At 69.0% G+C, this 16,367-nt stretch carries 18 protein-coding genes; 9 read left to right on the top strand and 9 right to left on the bottom strand.

The window, feature by feature from the left end:
• Window positions 1-56: 56 nt before the first annotated feature.
• Both MKL11_RS16495 and MKL11_RS16500 read left to right on the top strand, forming a co-directional pair.
• Entirely contained in the window at window positions 57-797 is a 741-nt protein-coding gene (locus tag MKL11_RS16495) for a competence/damage-inducible protein A (RefSeq protein WP_243945187.1), read from the top strand.
• Between the two features lie 42 nt (window positions 798-839).
• On the top strand, window positions 840-1,709 hold the full coding sequence (locus tag MKL11_RS16500; protein WP_243945188.1) for a formate/nitrite transporter family protein: 870 nt from the start codon (window positions 840-842) through the stop codon (window positions 1,707-1,709).
• A gap of 9 nt (window positions 1,710-1,718) precedes the next feature.
• On the opposite strand, the gene MKL11_RS16505 is transcribed toward MKL11_RS16500, so the two are convergent.
• Window positions 1,719-2,999, bottom strand: coding sequence for an NAD(P)/FAD-dependent oxidoreductase (locus tag MKL11_RS16505; protein ID WP_243945189.1), 1,281 nt, complete (start codon window positions 2,997-2,999; stop codon window positions 1,719-1,721).
• Between the two features lie 414 nt (window positions 3,000-3,413).
• Between MKL11_RS16505 and MKL11_RS16510 the strand changes: the two genes are divergently transcribed.
• On the top strand, window positions 3,414-5,270 hold the full coding sequence (locus tag MKL11_RS16510; protein WP_243945190.1) for a Hint domain-containing protein: 1,857 nt from the start codon (window positions 3,414-3,416) through the stop codon (window positions 5,268-5,270).
• A gap of 15 nt (window positions 5,271-5,285) precedes the next feature.
• Window positions 5,286-5,624: a hypothetical protein gene (locus MKL11_RS16515; protein WP_243945191.1), complete on the top strand. Its 339-nt coding sequence runs from the start codon at window positions 5,286-5,288 to the stop codon at window positions 5,622-5,624.
• Between the two features lie 156 nt (window positions 5,625-5,780).
• Here MKL11_RS16515 and MKL11_RS16520 read toward each other — a convergent pair whose 3' ends face one another.
• The 7 genes from MKL11_RS16520 to MKL11_RS16550 form a co-directional block, all read right to left on the bottom strand.
• Window positions 5,781-6,266 carry an ATP F0F1 synthase subunit B gene (locus MKL11_RS16520; protein WP_243945223.1) on the bottom strand — a complete coding sequence of 162 codons (486 nt, stop codon included), beginning with the start codon at window positions 6,264-6,266 and terminating at the stop codon, window positions 5,781-5,783.
• A gap of 16 nt (window positions 6,267-6,282) precedes the next feature.
• Window positions 6,283-6,861, bottom strand: a complete 579-nt coding sequence (locus tag MKL11_RS16525) for a F0F1 ATP synthase subunit B' (protein ID WP_243945192.1) — start codon at window positions 6,859-6,861, stop codon at window positions 6,283-6,285.
• A gap of 150 nt (window positions 6,862-7,011) precedes the next feature.
• Window positions 7,012-7,239: a F0F1 ATP synthase subunit C gene (locus MKL11_RS16530; RefSeq protein ID WP_007566773.1), complete on the bottom strand. Its 228-nt coding sequence runs from the start codon at window positions 7,237-7,239 to the stop codon at window positions 7,012-7,014.
• A 107-nt stretch (window positions 7,240-7,346) separates the two neighbouring features.
• Window positions 7,347-8,102, bottom strand: coding sequence for a F0F1 ATP synthase subunit A (locus MKL11_RS16535; protein WP_243945193.1), 756 nt, complete (start codon window positions 8,100-8,102; stop codon window positions 7,347-7,349).
• Between the two features lie 73 nt (window positions 8,103-8,175).
• On the bottom strand, window positions 8,176-8,550 hold the full coding sequence (locus tag MKL11_RS16540) for an AtpZ/AtpI family protein (RefSeq protein WP_243945194.1): 375 nt from the start codon (window positions 8,548-8,550) through the stop codon (window positions 8,176-8,178).
• 189 nt (window positions 8,551-8,739) lie between these two features.
• Window positions 8,740-9,384, bottom strand: coding sequence for a DsbA family protein (locus tag MKL11_RS16545; protein ID WP_243945195.1), 645 nt, complete (start codon window positions 9,382-9,384; stop codon window positions 8,740-8,742).
• 100 nt (window positions 9,385-9,484) lie between these two features.
• Window positions 9,485-9,967, bottom strand: coding sequence for a DUF721 domain-containing protein (locus tag MKL11_RS16550; protein WP_243945196.1), 483 nt, complete (start codon window positions 9,965-9,967; stop codon window positions 9,485-9,487).
• 128 nt (window positions 9,968-10,095) lie between these two features.
• On the opposite strand from MKL11_RS16550, the gene mutY reads away from it, so the two are divergent.
• A complete protein-coding gene (gene mutY / locus MKL11_RS16555) occupies window positions 10,096-11,436 on the top strand; it encodes an A/G-specific adenine glycosylase (RefSeq protein WP_243945197.1) in 1,341 nt (446 codons plus the stop codon).
• 138 nt (window positions 11,437-11,574) lie between these two features.
• Here the strand turns inward: mutY and MKL11_RS16560 are convergent, their stop codons facing one another.
• The gene (locus MKL11_RS16560; RefSeq protein WP_243945198.1) at window positions 11,575-12,681 is read right to left on the bottom strand and encodes a site-specific DNA-methyltransferase; all 1,107 of its coding nucleotides are present in this window, start codon (window positions 12,679-12,681) and stop codon (window positions 11,575-11,577) included.
• A gap of 657 nt (window positions 12,682-13,338) precedes the next feature.
• Between MKL11_RS16560 and MKL11_RS16565 the strand changes: the two genes are divergently transcribed.
• The 4 genes from MKL11_RS16565 (at window position 13,339) to MKL11_RS16580 (ending at window position 16,298) form a co-directional block, all read left to right on the top strand.
• A complete protein-coding gene (locus MKL11_RS16565) occupies window positions 13,339-13,689 on the top strand; it encodes a septal ring lytic transglycosylase RlpA family protein (protein WP_409565870.1) in 351 nt (116 codons plus the stop codon).
• 119 nt (window positions 13,690-13,808) lie between these two features.
• The gene (locus tag MKL11_RS16570) at window positions 13,809-14,123 is read left to right on the top strand and encodes a polyhydroxyalkanoic acid system family protein (protein WP_058194337.1); all 315 of its coding nucleotides are present in this window, start codon (window positions 13,809-13,811) and stop codon (window positions 14,121-14,123) included.
• A gap of 80 nt (window positions 14,124-14,203) precedes the next feature.
• Window positions 14,204-14,440, top strand: a complete 237-nt coding sequence (locus MKL11_RS16575) for a hypothetical protein (protein ID WP_243945199.1) — start codon at window positions 14,204-14,206, stop codon at window positions 14,438-14,440.
• 55 nt (window positions 14,441-14,495) lie between these two features.
• Complete coding sequence (locus MKL11_RS16580) at window positions 14,496-16,298, top strand: ATP-binding cassette domain-containing protein (protein WP_243945200.1); 1,803 nt, start codon at window positions 14,496-14,498, stop codon at window positions 16,296-16,298.
• Window positions 16,299-16,367: the final 69 nt, after the last annotated feature.

Here is a 16,367-nt window from a genome sequence, read left to right on the forward strand (position 1 = left end):
TCGTCATCGGCCGGGTCGCGATCCGGCTGCGTCCCGTCCTCCGCCGACAGAGTCCCATGGACCAGCCTTCCGATTCGATCACGGCCGCGATCCTCGTCATCGGCGATGAGATCCTCTCGGGGCGGACCAAGGACAAGAACATCGGCACCATCGCCGATTTTCTCACCGCCGCCGGGATCGACCTGCGCGAGGTGCGGGTCGTGCCGGACGAAGCCGCGATGATCGTGGAGGCGGTGAACGCCCTGCGGGCGCGCTACACCTACCTGTTCACCACCGGCGGGATCGGCCCGACCCACGACGACATCACCGCCGATTGCGTGGCCGAGGCCTTCGGGGTCGGCATCGACATCGACGAGCGGGCGCGGGCCATGCTGCTGGAGCGCCACAAGCCCGAGGATCTGAACGCGGCGCGCCTGCGCATGGCGCGGATCCCGTTCGGCGCCGACCTGATCGCCAACGCGGTCTCGAAAGCCCCGGGATTCCGGATCGGCAACGTCCACGTCATGGCCGGGGTGCCGAGCGTCATGCAGGCGATGCTCGACGCCATCGCGCCGACGCTCAAGGGCGGCGCCGCGATGATCTCCGAGACCATCGAGGCGGCCGGGCTGCCCGAGGGGCAATATGCCGACGCGCTCGGCGAGATCGCCAAGGCGCGGCCGGCCGTCTCGATCGGCTCCTACCCGGCGATGACACCGGAAGGGTTTCGCAACCGGATCGTCGTGCGCAGCCGGGACGCGCAGGCGCTGGCGGAAGCGCGACAAGCGGTCGAGGCGCTGGTGGCGCGGCTGTCGGCCTGACCTCCTATCGTCCCGGTCGAGTTGCGTCAGGGAGTTGAGTAGATGATCCGGGACCAGAACGACCGGGCCGACAAGGAGGCCCGGCGCGACGAATTGCTGAAGGAGGTGTCCGAGATCGGCCGCCCCGACGCCTACGTGCTGCACGAGGTGATCCGGCTCGAAGGCGACGAGGAGTTGCGCCGGGATGGCCTCGCGCTGTTCCTGTCGGCTTTCGCGGCGGGCCTCAGCATCGCCCTGTCGCTGATCGTGCCCGGGGTGCTGAAGAGCCACCTGCCCGACGCCGACTGGGTGAAGGTCCTGACCACGATGGGCTATTCGGTCGGCTTCCTGGTGGTCGTCCTGGGCCGCCAGCAGCTGTTCACCGAGAACACGATCACGCCGATCCTGCCGCTGCTGCACGACCGCTCGATGAAGACGGCGTTCCGCGTCGTGCGGCTCTGGCTCATCGTCCTGTGCGGCAACATCCTGGGGACGCTCGCCATCGCCACGGTGCTGGCCCATGCCGGCGCCTTCGAGCCGCCGGTGCTCGAGGCGTTTGCGGCGATCAGCCACGACGCCGTCGGGCACGGGTTCTGGTCCACCTTCGTGAAGGGGGTGTTCGCCGGCTGGATGATCGCCCTGATGGTCTGGTTCCTGCCCGCCACCGGCAGCGCCGCGCCCTTCGTGATCATGCTGATGACCTGGCTGGTCTCGCTCTGCGGGCTCGCCCATATCGTCGCCGGCTCGGTGGAGGCCTTCTATCTGGTGGTGACCGGCGCCGCCTCGCTGGAGGATTACGGGCTGCACTTCTTCCTGCCGACGCTGCTCGGCAACACGATCGGCGGCGTCACCCTGGTGGCGGTGCTGAATTACGGCCAGGTCGCACCGCAAGTAGAGGAGACCAAGGAGGTCGAGGGCGAGCGACCCGACTGACCGAGAGCCTCAGTCGAGCCGCACCGGCGGGCTGATCAGGTGGTCGAGGTCGTCGAGGATCCAGGTCATCGTCCCGCGCAAGGGGCCGTACAAGCCGATCTGGTGCTGCCGGTACAGCAGGTCGTGGGTGAGCCGCGCCGAGAGGCCGTTCAGCCGGCCGCCCCCGAACGTGTAGCGCCCGAGGGTGCCCCAGCCGTTGAAATCGGCCAGCGAGACGATGGCGCCCTTCTCGACATAGTGGAACGGCGGCAGCTCCGTCGCGACCGTCTCGCCCCGGGCCAGCGCCCGCCCGAGATGCGACGCGAAGTGCTGGGCCTGCTGGCGCGCCGCCTGGGCGGTGGCGGGGACCGGCTTGCCGATCTTGGCATCGGCCTGGCTGGCGCAATCCCCGAGGGCGACGATCGCGGGATCCCGGGTCGTGCGTAGGTCGGGACCGACCACGAGCTGGCCCGTGTGCGAGCGCTCCAGCCCCTCGACCGCGCCGAGCACGTCCGGCGCCTTCACGCCGGCCGCCCAGACCCTCAGACCGGCCGGGATGCGGCTGCCGTCCTTCAGGGTGAAACCGGAGGCGTCAGCGCCCGTGACCATGGCGCCGGTCCGCATCGCCACGGCGAGATCCGACAGGGTCCGGGCGGCGGCCCGGGAGACCCGCTCCGGGAAGGCCGGCAGAAGGCGCGGCCCGCTCTCGATCAGGGTGAGACGCAGCCGGCGCGGCAGGTCCGGGGAGCCGTATTCCGAGGCCAGGTTGATGGCGTGCTTGAGTTCCGCGGCCAGCTCGACGCCGGTGGCGCCGCCGCCGACGATGGCGATCTCGAGCCTGTCCGGGCTATCGAGCCGGGCCAGGAGATGGCGCCGCAGATGCCGGTGGAACGACTCGGCCTCGGTGAGGTCGTCGATGGTCAGGCAATGCTCGGCGACGCCCGGGGTGCCGAAATCGTTGGCCCGGCTGCCGATGGCCAGCACCAGGAGATCGTAGGCGAGGTCGGCCTCCGGCCGCCCCTGCGCCGCCTCGACCGCGAGCCGCACCCGCCGGGCCGGGCGGTCGATCCCGATCAGGGTCCCCGGCTGGAACCGGAAGCCGTTGCGCCGCGCCTGCGCGAAGAAGTCGACCTTCTGCCGGTCGGGCCGGGCCGTGCCCGCAGCGAAGGTGTGCAGCATCGGCTTCCAGACATGCGACAGGCTGCGATCGGCCAGCACCACTTCGGCCTTGCCGCCGCGGCCGAGGCTGGTGGCCACCTCGATGCCCGCGACCCCGCCGCCGACGATCACGATGCGCGCTTTGTCCGCCATGCCGTCTCCAGGAATTTTCGCTCCCGGTGAACGCAGCGTGGGCGCCGATGTTCGCGGCTTGGTACCGTGATCCGAACCCTGGTCTGCGGCAATCGGAAGCTCAACCGAAGGCGACCGAAGCGGATCCGGCGAACGGTCTGCAACCGGCCGGTATGAGATTCCCCGCGCGGAGACTCGCGTCGTGGGGGCGAGGAAGCGGCAGCGCACCTACAGCAGCGCCGGCCACCTTTGCCAGGCGCGATTCGGCGTCGGGCCGGCGACGCGCCCGCTCGGCAGGCAGGCCGATATACCTTGAGGTTGTACGCCCAGCTTTCGATAACGCATCATTAACCATTTGATCATTGATATTCACCGATGTTAAAGGCCGATTTGACCGATTAATAACGGAATATCTGCCTAGAAGGGGCGGTTTGAATGGTCGATCTAACCGGCTACCGTCTGACGTTCGACGACGAATTCAATAGCCGCAGCATCTCGCTGACCGGGGCCGGCACCACCTACGCCGACACCCGCGCCGAATGGCGGATGGCCGACGGCAGGTCCGATATCGGGTTCGGCCGTTCGTCCTTCGTCGACCCGTCCTCAGGCTACGATCCGTTCAGCGTCCAGAATGGCGCGCTGTCGATCACGGCAACGCCGAACCCGACGCCATACGGCTATCCCGGAAACTGGGAATCCGGCCTGATCACCACCCAGGGTAATTTCTCGCAGACCTACGGCTACTTCGAGATCCGGGCCGACTTCTCGAACGATCCGAATGCCTGGGACGCGTTCTGGCTGCTGCCCAATCAGCAGAGCGCCCAGTCGAGCAATATCAACGGCCATCAAGAGCTCGATGTCGTCGAGCATTACGGCAACAACGACAAGGGCGTCTACAGCACGATCCACACGACGGACCCGCAGAACGGGATCCCCTGGCAGGACAACCGCCAGGTTTACAGCGAGATGGCCAACCCGTCCGGCTATCACACCTATGGAATGAACTGGCAGCCGGACAAGATCAGCTTCTATGTCGACGGTCAATTCACCGGCTCGCAGGTTACACCGTCGGACCTGAACAGGCCGATGTACCTGCTCGCTAACCTGGCGGTCCGAAGCGATGGATCCGCTACGGGCAGCCCGTTCACCTCGAACATCGACTACATCCGGGTCTATTCCAATAGCGCGAGCGCGGTTGCAGTCCCGCAGGGCCGGGTGTCCCCTCCGGATGGGTACGACCCGGGATTGTATGGCGCGACGGCGGCCGCTTCGGCCGCCCCGGGAGCGGCCAAGCCGTCGCTGACGTCTGGAACGACAGGCGCCCCGTCGACAGGCGCCCCGTCGACAGGCGCGGCGGCCGTGCCCGGATCGACGCCGTCGGCCAATCCCGCACCCTGCTACTGCTCGGGCACCCGCATCCTGACCGAACACGGTGAGGTTGCGGTCGAGGACCTGCGGGTCGGTCAGGGCGTGGTGATCGCCTCGGGGCAACTTCGACCGATCCGCTGGATCGGCAGCCGCCGTTATCCCGGCTCGACAACCCCGCAGGCCGACCGGCCCGTGCGCATCCAGGCAGGGGCCCTCGCGGACGGCGCGCCCGCCCGCGACCTCAGTGTCTCGCCGGACCATGCGCTGTACCTCGACGGCCTGCTCGTCGCCGCCGGCCATCTCGTGAACGGGCGAACGATCACCCGCGGCGAGGCGGTAACGGACCTGACCTACTGGCATGTCGAGCTCGACACCCACGACATGCTGCTGGCCGAGGGCATCCCGGCCGAGAGTTTTTTGCCCGTTGCCGGTCTCCACGCACGGTTCGAGAGCAGCACGGGCCGGCCGCATACGGATCCGGCGCCGGCCCCCTATGCCGAGCGCGTGGAGGGGGGTCCGGCGCTGAAGGCGCTCGTCCGCCGCCTGATCCGGCGCGCCGGCCTGTCGTTGGACGCGCCGGGCTTCGGCGCCATCCGCGGCAGCCTGGATCTGTGCGAGATCCGGAACGGCGATTTGCGGGTCGCCGGCTGGGCGCAGGATGCCGCGCATCCCGAGGGTCCGGTCTGCCTCGATATCGTCGTGAACGGCGTCGTGGCGGCGGTGACGCTGGCGGAGGTCGAGCGGCCCGATCTCGGGGCGGCGGCGATCGGGCAGGGGCGGCACGGTTTCGATCTCGGCCTGGACGAGCCGCTGGCGCCGGGCGTGTCCCACACCGTGTCGGTGCGTCGCTCGGCGGACGGCGCCGTGATCGGCGCCATGCGGCTCGATGCGGCGGGGGCATGGAGGCGGGCGCAGGTTGCCTGACCCGGGGAGGGGCGCATGATGCTGCGCGGCAGTATCGACGTGCTCAGCCATCGGCGCATCGTCGGCTGGGCGTGGGAGATGGACGCGCCGGACGCCCCGGTGGCCATCGTGGTGGCCATAGACCGGCGCGTCCTCGGCCGGTGCCGGGCCGATCTGTTCCGGGAGGATCTGGCGATCGAAGGCGTCGGCACGGGGCGCTGCGGCTTCGCGCTGGACCTCGCGCCCGGATTGCTGTCGCCGCGCCGGGACTACGCCATCAGCGTGCGACGGGAGGGTGATGGCGTGCACCTGCCGGGCTCGCCCTACGTTCTGCCGGCGACGCTCCGGGTCGTCCCAACGCCCGACAGTCGCTGATTCAGCGCGCTCGCTTACGCCGAACCGGTAGCCGCTTCGGCGGCGAGCGCTCTCGTGCCGCCGTCGGGCGGCCGGCCGTCGTGACATCCCGACACGCCGCTCAAACGAAAAAGCCGCCCGGAGGCGGCTTCTCGTCGGCGTCGTGCAGCCGGACTATCAGGACCGCAGGCGGGTCCGGACCTCGCCGAGGCTGGCCCGGATCAGGCCCTGCGCCGCGTCGCCCTGCATCCGCTCGCGCAGGATCGTCTCAGAGACCTTCACGGCCGCCTCGGCGGCGGCGGCACGGACCTGGGCCTCGGCCTGCGCTTCGGCCTGGGAGATCTTGAGGTCGGCGGCCTTGGTGCGGCGCGCGAGGAACTCGTCGAGCTTGCGATGCCCCTCCTCGGCGGCGCGCTTGGCCTCCTCGCGGGCACCGGAAATGATCGACTCGGCCTCCTTCTCGGCCTCGGACCGTCGGCGCTTGTAGTCCGCCAGCACGGCGGCGGCCTCCTCGCGCAGGCGCTTGGCCTCGTCGAGCTCGTGGCGGACGCGGTTGGCGCGACCATCGAGGCCCTTGGTCATGGCCGAGACGCCGCCAGCCTTCCAGGCGATGCCCAGGAAGACGACGAACGCGACGGCGACCCAGAATTCGGCTTCGAGCAGCATCGTGGGTTTCCGTTCAGTGTGCGGTGGCGTCGAGGGCGCGGTCGAGGGTCGCCGTGTCGGGCGCCTGGCCCGTCAGGCGCTCCACGATGGCCGTCGCGGCCTCGCCGGCGATGCTGCGGACGTTGCCCATCGCAGCCTCGGTCCGCGTGCGGATCGTCGCCTCGGCGGTCGCGAGCTTGCCGTTCAGCTCCGCTTCGAGCGCCTTGCGCTTGGTTTCAGCTTCGGCGGCCAGCTCGTTCCGTGTCGTCAGGGCGATATCGCGGGCCTTGCCCTGGGCGTCGCGGAGCGCGGTCTCGTAGGCGACGCCGGCGGCGTCGGCCTCGGTCTTCATCGCCTGGGCCTGGTCGAGATCGGCACGCAGGCGCTCGGCGCGGGCGTGCAGGATCGCCTGGATCCGCGGCAGCGCGATCTTGTCCATCAGGTAGTAGAGGAGACCGAAGGCCAGCGCGAGCCAGATCAGCTGCGACAGGAACCCCGAAGTCTCGAAGGGCGGGAAGGCGCCGCTATGCGCCTCCGTGTGCTCGACATGGCCGGGCACGATCTGCGTGTCGGCGCCCGGGGGCGGCGTGGTGAGGGGATTCGGCTGAGCCATGAGACCGCTACACTGACACCGTTCGCATAGGTCGCCGCCGACGCGGTGACGGAAGAAGGCGGACGCCCCGCTCGCGAAGCGCCCACCTGGTGGTCGGGCCGTGAGAGCCCGGTGGAGGCCGCGTCACCCGCGGCCCCCGAAGCGCGCCGATCAGACGGCGAAGAGCAGCAGCAGCGCGATGAGCAGCGAGAAGATGCCCAGCGCCTCGGTCAGGGCGAAGCCCAGGAGCAGGGTGGCGCGCTGGCCGTCGGCCGCGGAGGGGTTGCGAAGGGCGCCGGCGAGGAACTGACCGAACAGGTTGCCGAGGCCGATGCCCGCACCCGCCATGCCGAGGCAGGCGAGGCCGGCGCCGATGTACTTCGCAGCGACGGGATCCATGATAACTCCTGAGGTCTCTTCAGATCGAAACGTGCGGTGACGTTCGCGGCGGGTGGAGCCGGCCAAGTCCGGAGGCCGGGGTGAAGCTGGGCGGCCGGGGCGTGCGCCTAGTGGCCGGGATGGAGCGCGTCGTTGAGGTAGATCGCCGTCAGCGTCGCGAAGACGTAGGCCTGAAGCGCCGCGACGAGGAACTCGAGGGCGGTCAGGGCGATCGTCAGGAACAGCGGAAGCGGCGATAGCACGCTCCACGCACCCGCGAGAAGAAGCTGGACCACGAAGAAAGCGAAGATCTTCATCGCGATGTGGCCGGCGAGCACGTTGGCGAACAGACGGACCGAGAGGCTGATCGGCCGCGAGACGAACGAGATGATCTCGATCGGCACGAGGATCGCCAGCAGCGGCTTCGGCACGCCCGACGGCACGAACAGGCCGAAGAAATGCGTGCCGTGCTTCATCACCCCGTAGATCACCACCACGGAGATCACCAGGGCGGCGAGGCCGAAGGTGATGATCAGGTGGCTGGTCACGGCGAACGCGTAGGGGATCATCCCGAACAGGTTCAGGATCAGCACGAACATGAACAGCGAGAACACCAGCGGCATGAACCGCTTGCCGCCGTCGCCGGTCGCCTGATGCAGCGTGTCGGCGATGAATTCGTAGAAGATTTCGGCCAGCGACTGCATCCGCCCCGGCACCACCGAGCGCGAGGCCGTCGCCACCACGGTGATCAGCGCGATCACCGCCACGGCGGCGAACATGTACAGGGCGGATTGTGTGAAGGCGAGTTGCTGATGGCCGATATGGCCCAACGATACGAGCGGCTTCAGCTCGAACTGCTCGATCGGGTCGATCGTGACCGCCATTCCCGCTTCCGCCCCTCTTGATCCGGCGCACCGATGGACCCGGCCGCCTCAAACCCCTGTCGACCGGCGTGCCTTATGGCTCTTGCCGATCGCCTCGTCCGGGACGCGCGCCGGCAAAACCTGACACCCGCATCACGTTGTAGATCCCCGCCACGAATCCCAGCATCAGGAGGACGATCAGGCCCCAGGGTTTCGTCCCGAAGACATGATCGACGATCCAGCCGAGGATGCCCCCCGCGATCACGCCCGCGACGAACTCCGTGGAGATCGTCATGGCCTGACCAAGTGAGGAGGGCCCGTCACCCCGAGGCCGCAAGGAAGGATCGGGAGCGGCCTGCGGGCGCTTCCGTTCGATCTGCGTCTCGAGACGTCTGAGCCTCGCGGAAAGTTCGCTGTCCGTCGGCGTTCCCTCGGTCCCGTTCCCGTCCCTGGAATCGTCGCCGCTCACGGCTGAAACTCACAGGGCGGGAGGATCTGAAACCGGCTGGACGCCCCCATCAAGCGGGCGCACCATAGTTTCGCCTATCTTGAGTGTCAAGGCGACGCCGATACATAGCAACCCTTTGACGGAAATGGTGTTTTTGGTTCTTGAGCCGGTCCGGGGCGTGGTGCTTCGCGCATCGCCCCGCACAGCCGATCAGGCGCCGAGGATCGGCTTGATCACCTTCTCCATGCCGTCGACCGTCATCTCGCCGGTGTAGCGCTCGCCGTTGATGAAGAAGGTCGGCGTGGAATCGACCTTCATCACGTCCAGCCCGCGCTGCTTCACGGCGTTGACCGCGCCATAGACCTTCTGGTCCTTCAGGCAGGCCTCGAACGTATCCTTGGTGTAGCCGGCCTGCCGCAGCATCTGCTCCAGGGCGTCCACAGGCTTCTGGGTGAACGCCCAGGCCGGCTGCTGGTCGAACAGCAGGTCGGTGATCGGGTAATACTTGGCGTCGCCCTGGCAGCGCGCCAGCATGAAGGCTGCGGTCGCGAGCGGGTCGAGGGGAAACTCGCGCAGGGTGAACCGCACCTTGCCGGTATCGATGTAGCGCTCCTTGAGCACCGGCCACGTGGTCCGATGGAAAGCGGCACAGTGCGAGCACGTCATCGAGGCGTATTCGATGATCGTGCACTTGGCGTCGGCCGGGCCGAGCCAGACATCCCCGAGCGGGCCCGGCTGCATCAGCGCCGCAAGATCGGCGTTCTGCGCCCAGGCCGAGCGGGCGAGGTAGGGCAGGGCGAGGCCGGCGCCGAGCGCGAGGCCGGTGAACTTGAGAGCGTCGCGTCGCGTGGTCATGGGCAGGCTCCGCCGGATTTATTCGGTCTTGGCGTCGCGGTTCGGTACGCGGGCGCGGCCGTCCTGGCAAGGCGACGGAATCGCCGCCGGATCTTGCGGCTCAGCGCTCCGGCCGGGTCGCCACGGCCGCGATGCCGAGGCGATCCAGGGCGGCGCGCAGGCCGTCATCGTCGATCGCCGCCACCGCGCGCTTCACCTCGACGGCGCGGGACGGGTCGATGCCGGTGCGCGGCGCCGGCCGCCCGCCGCGGCCGACCCGGTCCTGCTGCAGCACGATCCGGGAGACGCAGGCCCAACCATAATGCGCGTTGATGCGCTGGATCACCACCGGCGCGAGATGCTGGAGCTCGATGGCGAATACGCCTTCGACCCGGACCACGAGCGTCCCGGATTCCGGCGTGTCGGCATCCTTGCGGCGGCGCTTGGGCCATTCGAGCTTCGACGGCCGGCAATAGCGTGCCAGCCGCTCGCCCACGATCTCCGGCCAGGCGGCCAGGATGTCGGTCGACGCGAAGCCCTGCGCCGCGAAGGCCGGCCCGATGCAGCTCTCGATCAGCTCGGCCAGCGGTTTGACGCGCGCCATGATGGTTCGGGCCTCGCCCTTCTCTTGAGTCGCGCGAGGTTAGCGCAGCTTCGTTGACGAAGGGAGCACAGACCCGGCGTTTCGCGGCCCTATGATCGGCCGGTCCCTCCGAGTATGCAGCGTGGCCCATGCCGACCTGCCCAGCCACGGATTCCGGGTCCGGTCCCGGACCACGCGCCGACGACCTGCTCGCCTGGTACGACCGGCACCGCCGGGTGCTGCCGTGGCGCGCGCTCGCCGGCGAGGTGCCCGATCCCTACCGGGTCTGGCTCTCCGAGGTGATGCTCCAGCAGACGACGATCGCGGCGGTGCGGCCGTATTTCGAGCGGTTCCTGACGCGCTTTCCCGATGTCGATGCGCTGGCCGCCGCTCCCGAGGGGGCGGTGATGTCCGCTTGGGCCGGGCTCGGCTACTATTCCCGGGCGCGCAACCTGCACGCCTGCGCCAAGACCGTCGCCGCCGCGGGCCGCTTTCCCGATACGGCCGAGGGCCTGCGCAAGCTCCCGGGCATCGGCGCCTACACGGCCGGGGCGATCGCCGCGATCGCGTTCGAGCGGGCGGAGGCCGCGGTCGACGGCAACGTCGAGCGGGTGCTGAGCCGGGTCTTCGCCGTGGAAGCGCCGCTGCCCGGCAGCCGCCCGGAGATCCGCCGGCTGACGCAAAGCTTGGTGCCGCACGACCGGCCCGGCGATTTCGCCCAGGCGCTCATGGATCTCGGCGCGACGATCTGCACGCCCAAGCGCCCCGCCTGCGCGCTCTGCCCGTGGATGCTGCCCTGTCAGGCCCGGGCGCTCGGCACGCAGGACACGTTCCCGCGCAAGATCAAGCTGGCCAAGGGGGCGCTCCGGCGCGGCGCGGCCTTCGTGGCGATCCGCACCGGCGACGAGGCGGTGCTGCTGCGGACGCGTGCGCCCGAAGGGCTGCTCGGCAACATGGCCGAGCCGCCCGGCAGCGCCTGGGAGCCGGATTACGACGTGGCTTCGGCCCTGCTGGACGCGCCCCTCGACGCCCGCTGGAAGCGCCTGCCGGGCCTCGTCCGCCACGGCTTCACGCATTTCCCACTGGAGCTGACGGTGTTCTCGGCCCGGGTCGCGCTCTCGACCCCGACGCCCCCGGGCATGCGCTTCACCCCGCGCGCCGCGCTGGACGACGAGCCGCTGCCCGGCCTGATGCGCAAGGTGCTGGCCCACGCCTTCGATCCGAAGCCGGAGCCCGAGAAAAAGCCCCGCGGCCGCCCGAAGAAGGAGCCGCCGCCGATGCCGCTGCTCGCGGCCATGGAGGCGCCGATCACCATGGAGGATCCGGAGCCGCGGCCGAGCGTGCGCGCAGTCCCCAAGCCCCGGCCGAAACCGGCGCCGGAGCCGCCTCCGGACACGGACGAGTTTTTGGATAACGAGCCCGAGGCGCCCGTTGCGCCAGCGCGCGCCCGGTCAACACCGCGCCGGCCGGGCGCGGCGCGGCGTCGCTAGATCCAAAGGGAGCGGGTTCCCAAAGGGCGAGCCCTTTGGTGGGGTTTGGGGCGAAGCCCCAAGCCACTCGCAGGGCTCCGCCCTGCACCCGCCAAAGGGCTGGGCCCTTCGGGATCCCGTGACGGACACGGGAACGGCTCAGCCGTTCGCCATCGCCTGGCGCAGCCCGGCCCGATAGCTGTCGATCACCACCGGCTTGCCGGAGCGCTCGACGTGCCAGAAGGTCCAGCCGTTGCAGGCCGGGAGCCCCTGGACCAGGGCGCCGATCTTGTGGATCGAGCCGATCACCAAGCCGTTGTCGAGCTGGCCGTCGGGACGCACCGTGGCGCGGAAGCGGCGGCGCTCGTCGGTGACGACCTCGCCCGGGCGGATATGCCCGGCCTCGATCACCGAGAGGAACGGCACCCGCGGCTCGGCCCGCTTGGTCGGCGCCACCATCAGAGCGGCTTTGGACAGCGGCTGCACGGCGGCGATCCGCTCCATCGCGGCCTTCGCGTAGGTCGCCTCGCGCTCGATGCCGATGAACCGGCGGCCGAGGCGCTTGGCGACGGCGCCGGTGGTGCCGGTGCCGAAGAACGGGTCGAGCACCACGTCTCCGGGATTGGTCGCGGCCATCAGGGTCCGGGCGAGCAGCGCCTCGGGCTTCTGGGTCGGGTGGACCTTATGGCCCTCCGCATCCTTCAACCGCTCCTCGCCGGTGCAGAGCGGAATGAACCAGTCCGAGCGCATCTGGAGGTCCTCGTTGCCCCCCTTCATCGCGTCGTAATGGAAGGTGTAGCCCTTCGACTCCGCCGAGCGCGAGGCCCAGATCAGGGTCTCGTGGGCGTTGGTGAAGCGCTTGCCGCGGAAATTCGGCATCGGGTTGGCCTTGCGCCAGACGATGTCGTTGAGGATCCAGTAACCGAGATCCTGCAACGCGCTCCCGACCCGGAAGATGTTGTGGTACGACCCGATCACCCAGAGGGTTGCGTTCGGCTTCATCACCCGCCGGCAGGCGGCGAGCCAGTCCCGCGTGAAGGTGTCGTAAGCCTCGAAGGTCGCGAACTTGTCCCAGTCGTCGTCGACCGCGTCGACACGGCTCTGGTCCGGACGCAGCAGGTCGGCGTCGCCGAGCTGCAGATTGTAGGGCGGGTCGGCGAAGACGCAGTCGACGCTGGACGCCGGCAGCGCGTTCATGGCCGCGATGCAGTCCCCGACCAGCACTTGGTCGAGGGGGAGGGGACGCTGGGCGGGTACGAGACCCATCCGTGGCGCCGACGCGGGCCGCCCGGCACGCGAGACCTGTTTCCGGGCGACGGCATCGGCAGCCACGGTACGCGGGGAAGCCATGGCAAACACCGGTTACGCGACTGACCGGCAGACCATGCGTCGGACACGGTAAAGGTCGCGTTGTCGAAATTCGCCGGCTCGCGTCCCGTTCTGGGGCTGCAGTTTTTGCCTACCGCCGGCTCGACCAATCTTTCTTGAGATGATGCGCGTTCCGGACCCCACTTTTACGTCCGAAGCCTCATGAAGCGCGACCGGTCTTCTCGCCGTCACTTGGTCTTGTAGCGATCAATCCAGCTGATCCGCGCAGAACGTCAAGTTTCGGCGGCCGGTGGTGGTCGCCTCCACCTGAGCGGGAAGCAGGGTCACACCCAGCGCAGACCTTAGGCTTAAATTCTGTTCTGAGGAATGGCAGCGGGTCCATCAAGAAGACTTGCCGTACGCTTGGCACGACTGTCGGCGACACAAATCGCGTCGAGATCGGAAATAAATCGAAATAAAACCCCAAGTCATCAGTATGACCAGGCACAAATCGGCCAAAATGTGACCTGAACCCTTCTGAAAAGCCCGCCTTATTCCGGCCCGTTTCTGAAACGACTGGCGCCGCCCCGGAAACAACAAGGGAATGCGGGAAGAATGACATCTGGTTTCGGTAAGTTCGTGGCCTCCGTTGGAATGCTGTCTGCCATCGTCGGAACGACCCTCCCGGCTGCCGCCCAGAGCGGCGCGGCCTCCTGGTACGGGAGCGGCCATCGCACCGCGAACGGCGAGCGTTTCAACCCCAACGGACTGACCGCTGCCCATCGCAGCCTGCCGTTCGGAACCCGCGTCCGCGTCGAGAACCGCCGGACCGGCCGCTCGGTGGTGGTGCGGATCAACGACCGCGGCCCCTTCGTGCGCGGCCGGATCATCGATCTCTCGCGGGGGTCGGCCCGTGCCCTCGGCATGGGCGGCACGAGCTACGTCTCGCTCCAGGTCCTGAACTGAGCGTCCGGGACTGACGGCTTCCCGGCCGAACGAGTCCTGAAGCCGTGCGGCCTCCCGACGTTGTCTGCGGCCTCGGGAGGCCCCATGTGCTGCGAAAGCAGCCCGGATCCCGCCGCCCCATGCCCAAACCCCTGATCGTCGACATCCCGCACGACCTCGGCCGCGACGAGGCCAAGCGGCGCCTCGAACACGGCACCGACCAGGCGCGAGCCTTCCTGGCCAAGAGCGGCGTGACGGTCGACCAGCTCGCCTGGACCGGCGACCGCCTCGATTTCGGCGTCTCGGCCATGACCCAGAAGATCGGCGGCACGATCGATGTCGGCCCTGAGAGTGTGCGCCTCGAGGTGAAGCTGCCGTTCCTGCTCGCCCTGTTCGCCGAGAAGATCCAGAAGGTCGCGAGCAAGGAAGGCAATCTCCTGCTCACCAAAAAGTAGCGCTCCGGAACTCCGGCCGCACACCCCCGTTGCTGCCCGAACGGTGCGGGACAGCACCGCGGACTCTCTGGAGGATAAGCGTGCCGGACTTCACCCTCGCCGACCCGGGCCAAGTGCCGGAAATCCCGCCGCAGCCGACACCCGCACCGGATACGCCGTACGATCCCCCGCAGGTCCCGACGCAGCCGCCCGGCCCGGAGATCCCCGGCAACACTCCGGCCGAGGCGCCGGGCATCCAGCCGCCGGAAATCCCGGTGAACGATCCCGGCGCGCCGGAGATCAGCCCGCCCACCGGGCCGGCCAACCCGATCGCCTGAGTGACGGGGGGCAGCCCGGTTTGAACCGGACGCCCGGCACTGCCATAAGCCCGGCATGGCCGCTCCCCCGCTTCTGACCCTCCAGGATGTCGCGCTCACCTTTGGCGGCACGCCGCTGATCAACCGCGCCGACCTGACCATCTCCCCCGGCGAGCGCACCTGCCTCGTCGGTCGGAACGGGTCGGGCAAGTCGACCCTGATGAAGATCGCCGCCGGCCTGGTCGAGCCGGACAAGGGGCGGCTGTTCGTCCAGCCCGGCACCACGATCCGCTACCTGGCACAGGAGCCGGATTTCTCCGGGTTTTCCAACACCTTGGACTTCGTCGAGGCCGGCCTGCCGCCGGGCGAATCCGCCCATCGGGCGCGGTACCTGCTGGAAAGCCTCGGCATGACCGGGGCCGAGGATCCGAAAAAGCTCTCGGGCGGCGAGGGGCGGCGCGCCGCGCTCGCCCAGGCGCTCGCCCCCGAGCCGGACGTGCTGCTTCTGGATGAGCCGACCAACCATCTCGACCTGCCGGCGATCGAGTGGCTCGAAGCGGAGTTGCGCGGCACCCGCGCGGCGATGGTCCTGATCAGCCACGACCGGCGGTTTCTCTCCGCGTTATCGCGGGCCACGATCTGGCTAGACCGCGGAGAAACGCGACGGATCGAGCAGGGCTTCTCCAACTTCGAGGCTTGGCGCGACGCGTTCTTCGAGGAGGAGGAGCGCGACCAGCACAAGCTCGACCGCAAGATCGCCGCCGAGGAGCACTGGCTGCGCTACGGCGTCACCGCACGCCGCAAGCGAAACGTCCGTCGCCTCGGCAACTTGCACGAGCTGCGCCAGAATCGCCGCGAGGTCCGCCGCCCGGTGGGGAGCGTCAGCATGAACGCCTCCGACGCCGAGTCCTCCGGCAGCCTCGTGGTCGAGGCCCGGGACATCACCAAATCCTACGGCGAGCGGACCATCGTGGACGGGTTGTCCCTGCGGGTGATGCGCGGCGACCGGCTGGGCATCGTCGGGGCCAACGGCGCCGGCAAGTCGACGCTGATCAACCTGCTGATGGGCCGGCTCGCCCCCGATTCGGGGCAGGTCGTGCTCGGCACCAACCTTTTGCCGGTGGTGCTCGACCAGGCGCGGGCGACCCTGGAGCCCGGGATGACCGTCACCGAGGTGCTCACCGGCGGCAGCGGCGACAGCGTCACGGTGAACGGCCAGAGCCGCCACGTCATCGGCTACCTCAAGGACTTCCTGTTCAGCCCCGAGCAGGCCCGGACCCCGGTCTCGGTGCTGTCCGGCGGCGAGCGCAACCGCCTGTTGATCGCCCGCGCGCTGGCGCAACCGGCCAACTTGCTGGTGCTCGACGAGCCGACCAACGACCTCGACCTCGAGACCCTGGACCTGCTCCAGGAGATGCTCGGCGACTACCAGGGCACGCTGATCCTGGTGAGCCACGACCGCGACTTCCTCGACCGGGTGGCCGGCAGCGTGCTGGTCTCCGAGGGCGCCGGCCGCTGGGTCGAATATGCCGGCGGCTACAGCGACATGCTGGTCCAGCGCGGGCAGGGCGTCGAGGCGCGCACCGTCGCCACGAAGAAGGAACCGCGCGAGCGCAACGCCGCCGCCGCCACATCCCAGCCGGCCCAGAAACCGAAACTCGGCTTCAAGGACCAGCACGAGTTGAAGACGCTGCCGGCCCGCATGGAGAAGCTGGAGGCGGCGATCGCCCAGCTCAAGGCGATCCTGGCGGATGCCGACCTCTACGCCCGCGACCCGGCCCGGTTCGACAAGGCCACCGCCATGCTGGCCCAGGCCGAGACCGAGCTGTCGCAGGCGGAGGACCGGTGGCTGGAGCTGGAGATGCTGCAGGCGGGGTGACGCCGGCCCTTGACGGATCATAGGAAATATGTCTTATACGGTCTCCGCGGGCTCGATCCCGCGGGGCCG

It is taken from the genome of Methylobacterium sp. J-077 (assembly GCF_022829365.1).
GTDB lineage: Bacteria > Pseudomonadota > Alphaproteobacteria > Rhizobiales > Beijerinckiaceae > Methylobacterium.

Bases quoted from the DNA above. Each gene is read 5' to 3' on its own strand.
- MKL11_RS16495 (WP_243945187.1), top strand. From the start codon at position 57: ATGGACCAGCCTTCCGATTCGATCACGGCCGCGATCCTCGTCATCGGC.
- MKL11_RS16500 (WP_243945188.1), top strand. From the start codon at position 840: ATGATCCGGGACCAGAACGACCGGGCCGACAAGGAGGCCCGGCGCGAC.
- MKL11_RS16505 (WP_243945189.1), bottom strand. From the start codon at position 2,999: ATGGCGGACAAAGCGCGCATCGTGATCGTCGGCGGCGGGGTCGCGGGC.
- MKL11_RS16510 (WP_243945190.1), top strand. From the start codon at position 3,414: ATGGTCGATCTAACCGGCTACCGTCTGACGTTCGACGACGAATTCAAT.
- MKL11_RS16515 (WP_243945191.1), top strand. From the start codon at position 5,286: ATGATGCTGCGCGGCAGTATCGACGTGCTCAGCCATCGGCGCATCGTC.
- MKL11_RS16525 (WP_243945192.1), bottom strand. From the start codon at position 6,861: ATGGCTCAGCCGAATCCCCTCACCACGCCGCCCCCGGGCGCCGACACG.
- MKL11_RS16530 (WP_007566773.1), bottom strand. From the start codon at position 7,239: ATGGATCCCGTCGCTGCGAAGTACATCGGCGCCGGCCTCGCCTGCCTC.
- MKL11_RS16535 (WP_243945193.1), bottom strand. From the start codon at position 8,102: ATGGCGGTCACGATCGACCCGATCGAGCAGTTCGAGCTGAAGCCGCTC.
- MKL11_RS16545 (WP_243945195.1), bottom strand. From the start codon at position 9,384: ATGACCACGCGACGCGACGCTCTCAAGTTCACCGGCCTCGCGCTCGGC.
- MKL11_RS16550 (WP_243945196.1), bottom strand. From the start codon at position 9,967: ATGGCGCGCGTCAAACCGCTGGCCGAGCTGATCGAGAGCTGCATCGGG.
- mutY (WP_243945197.1), top strand. From the start codon at position 10,096: ATGCCGACCTGCCCAGCCACGGATTCCGGGTCCGGTCCCGGACCACGC.
- MKL11_RS16560 (WP_243945198.1), bottom strand. From the start codon at position 12,681: ATGGGTCTCGTACCCGCCCAGCGTCCCCTCCCCCTCGACCAAGTGCTG.
- MKL11_RS16565 (WP_409565870.1), top strand. From the start codon at position 13,339: ATGACATCTGGTTTCGGTAAGTTCGTGGCCTCCGTTGGAATGCTGTCT.
- MKL11_RS16570 (WP_058194337.1), top strand. From the start codon at position 13,809: ATGCCCAAACCCCTGATCGTCGACATCCCGCACGACCTCGGCCGCGAC.
- MKL11_RS16580 (WP_243945200.1), top strand. From the start codon at position 14,496: ATGGCCGCTCCCCCGCTTCTGACCCTCCAGGATGTCGCGCTCACCTTT.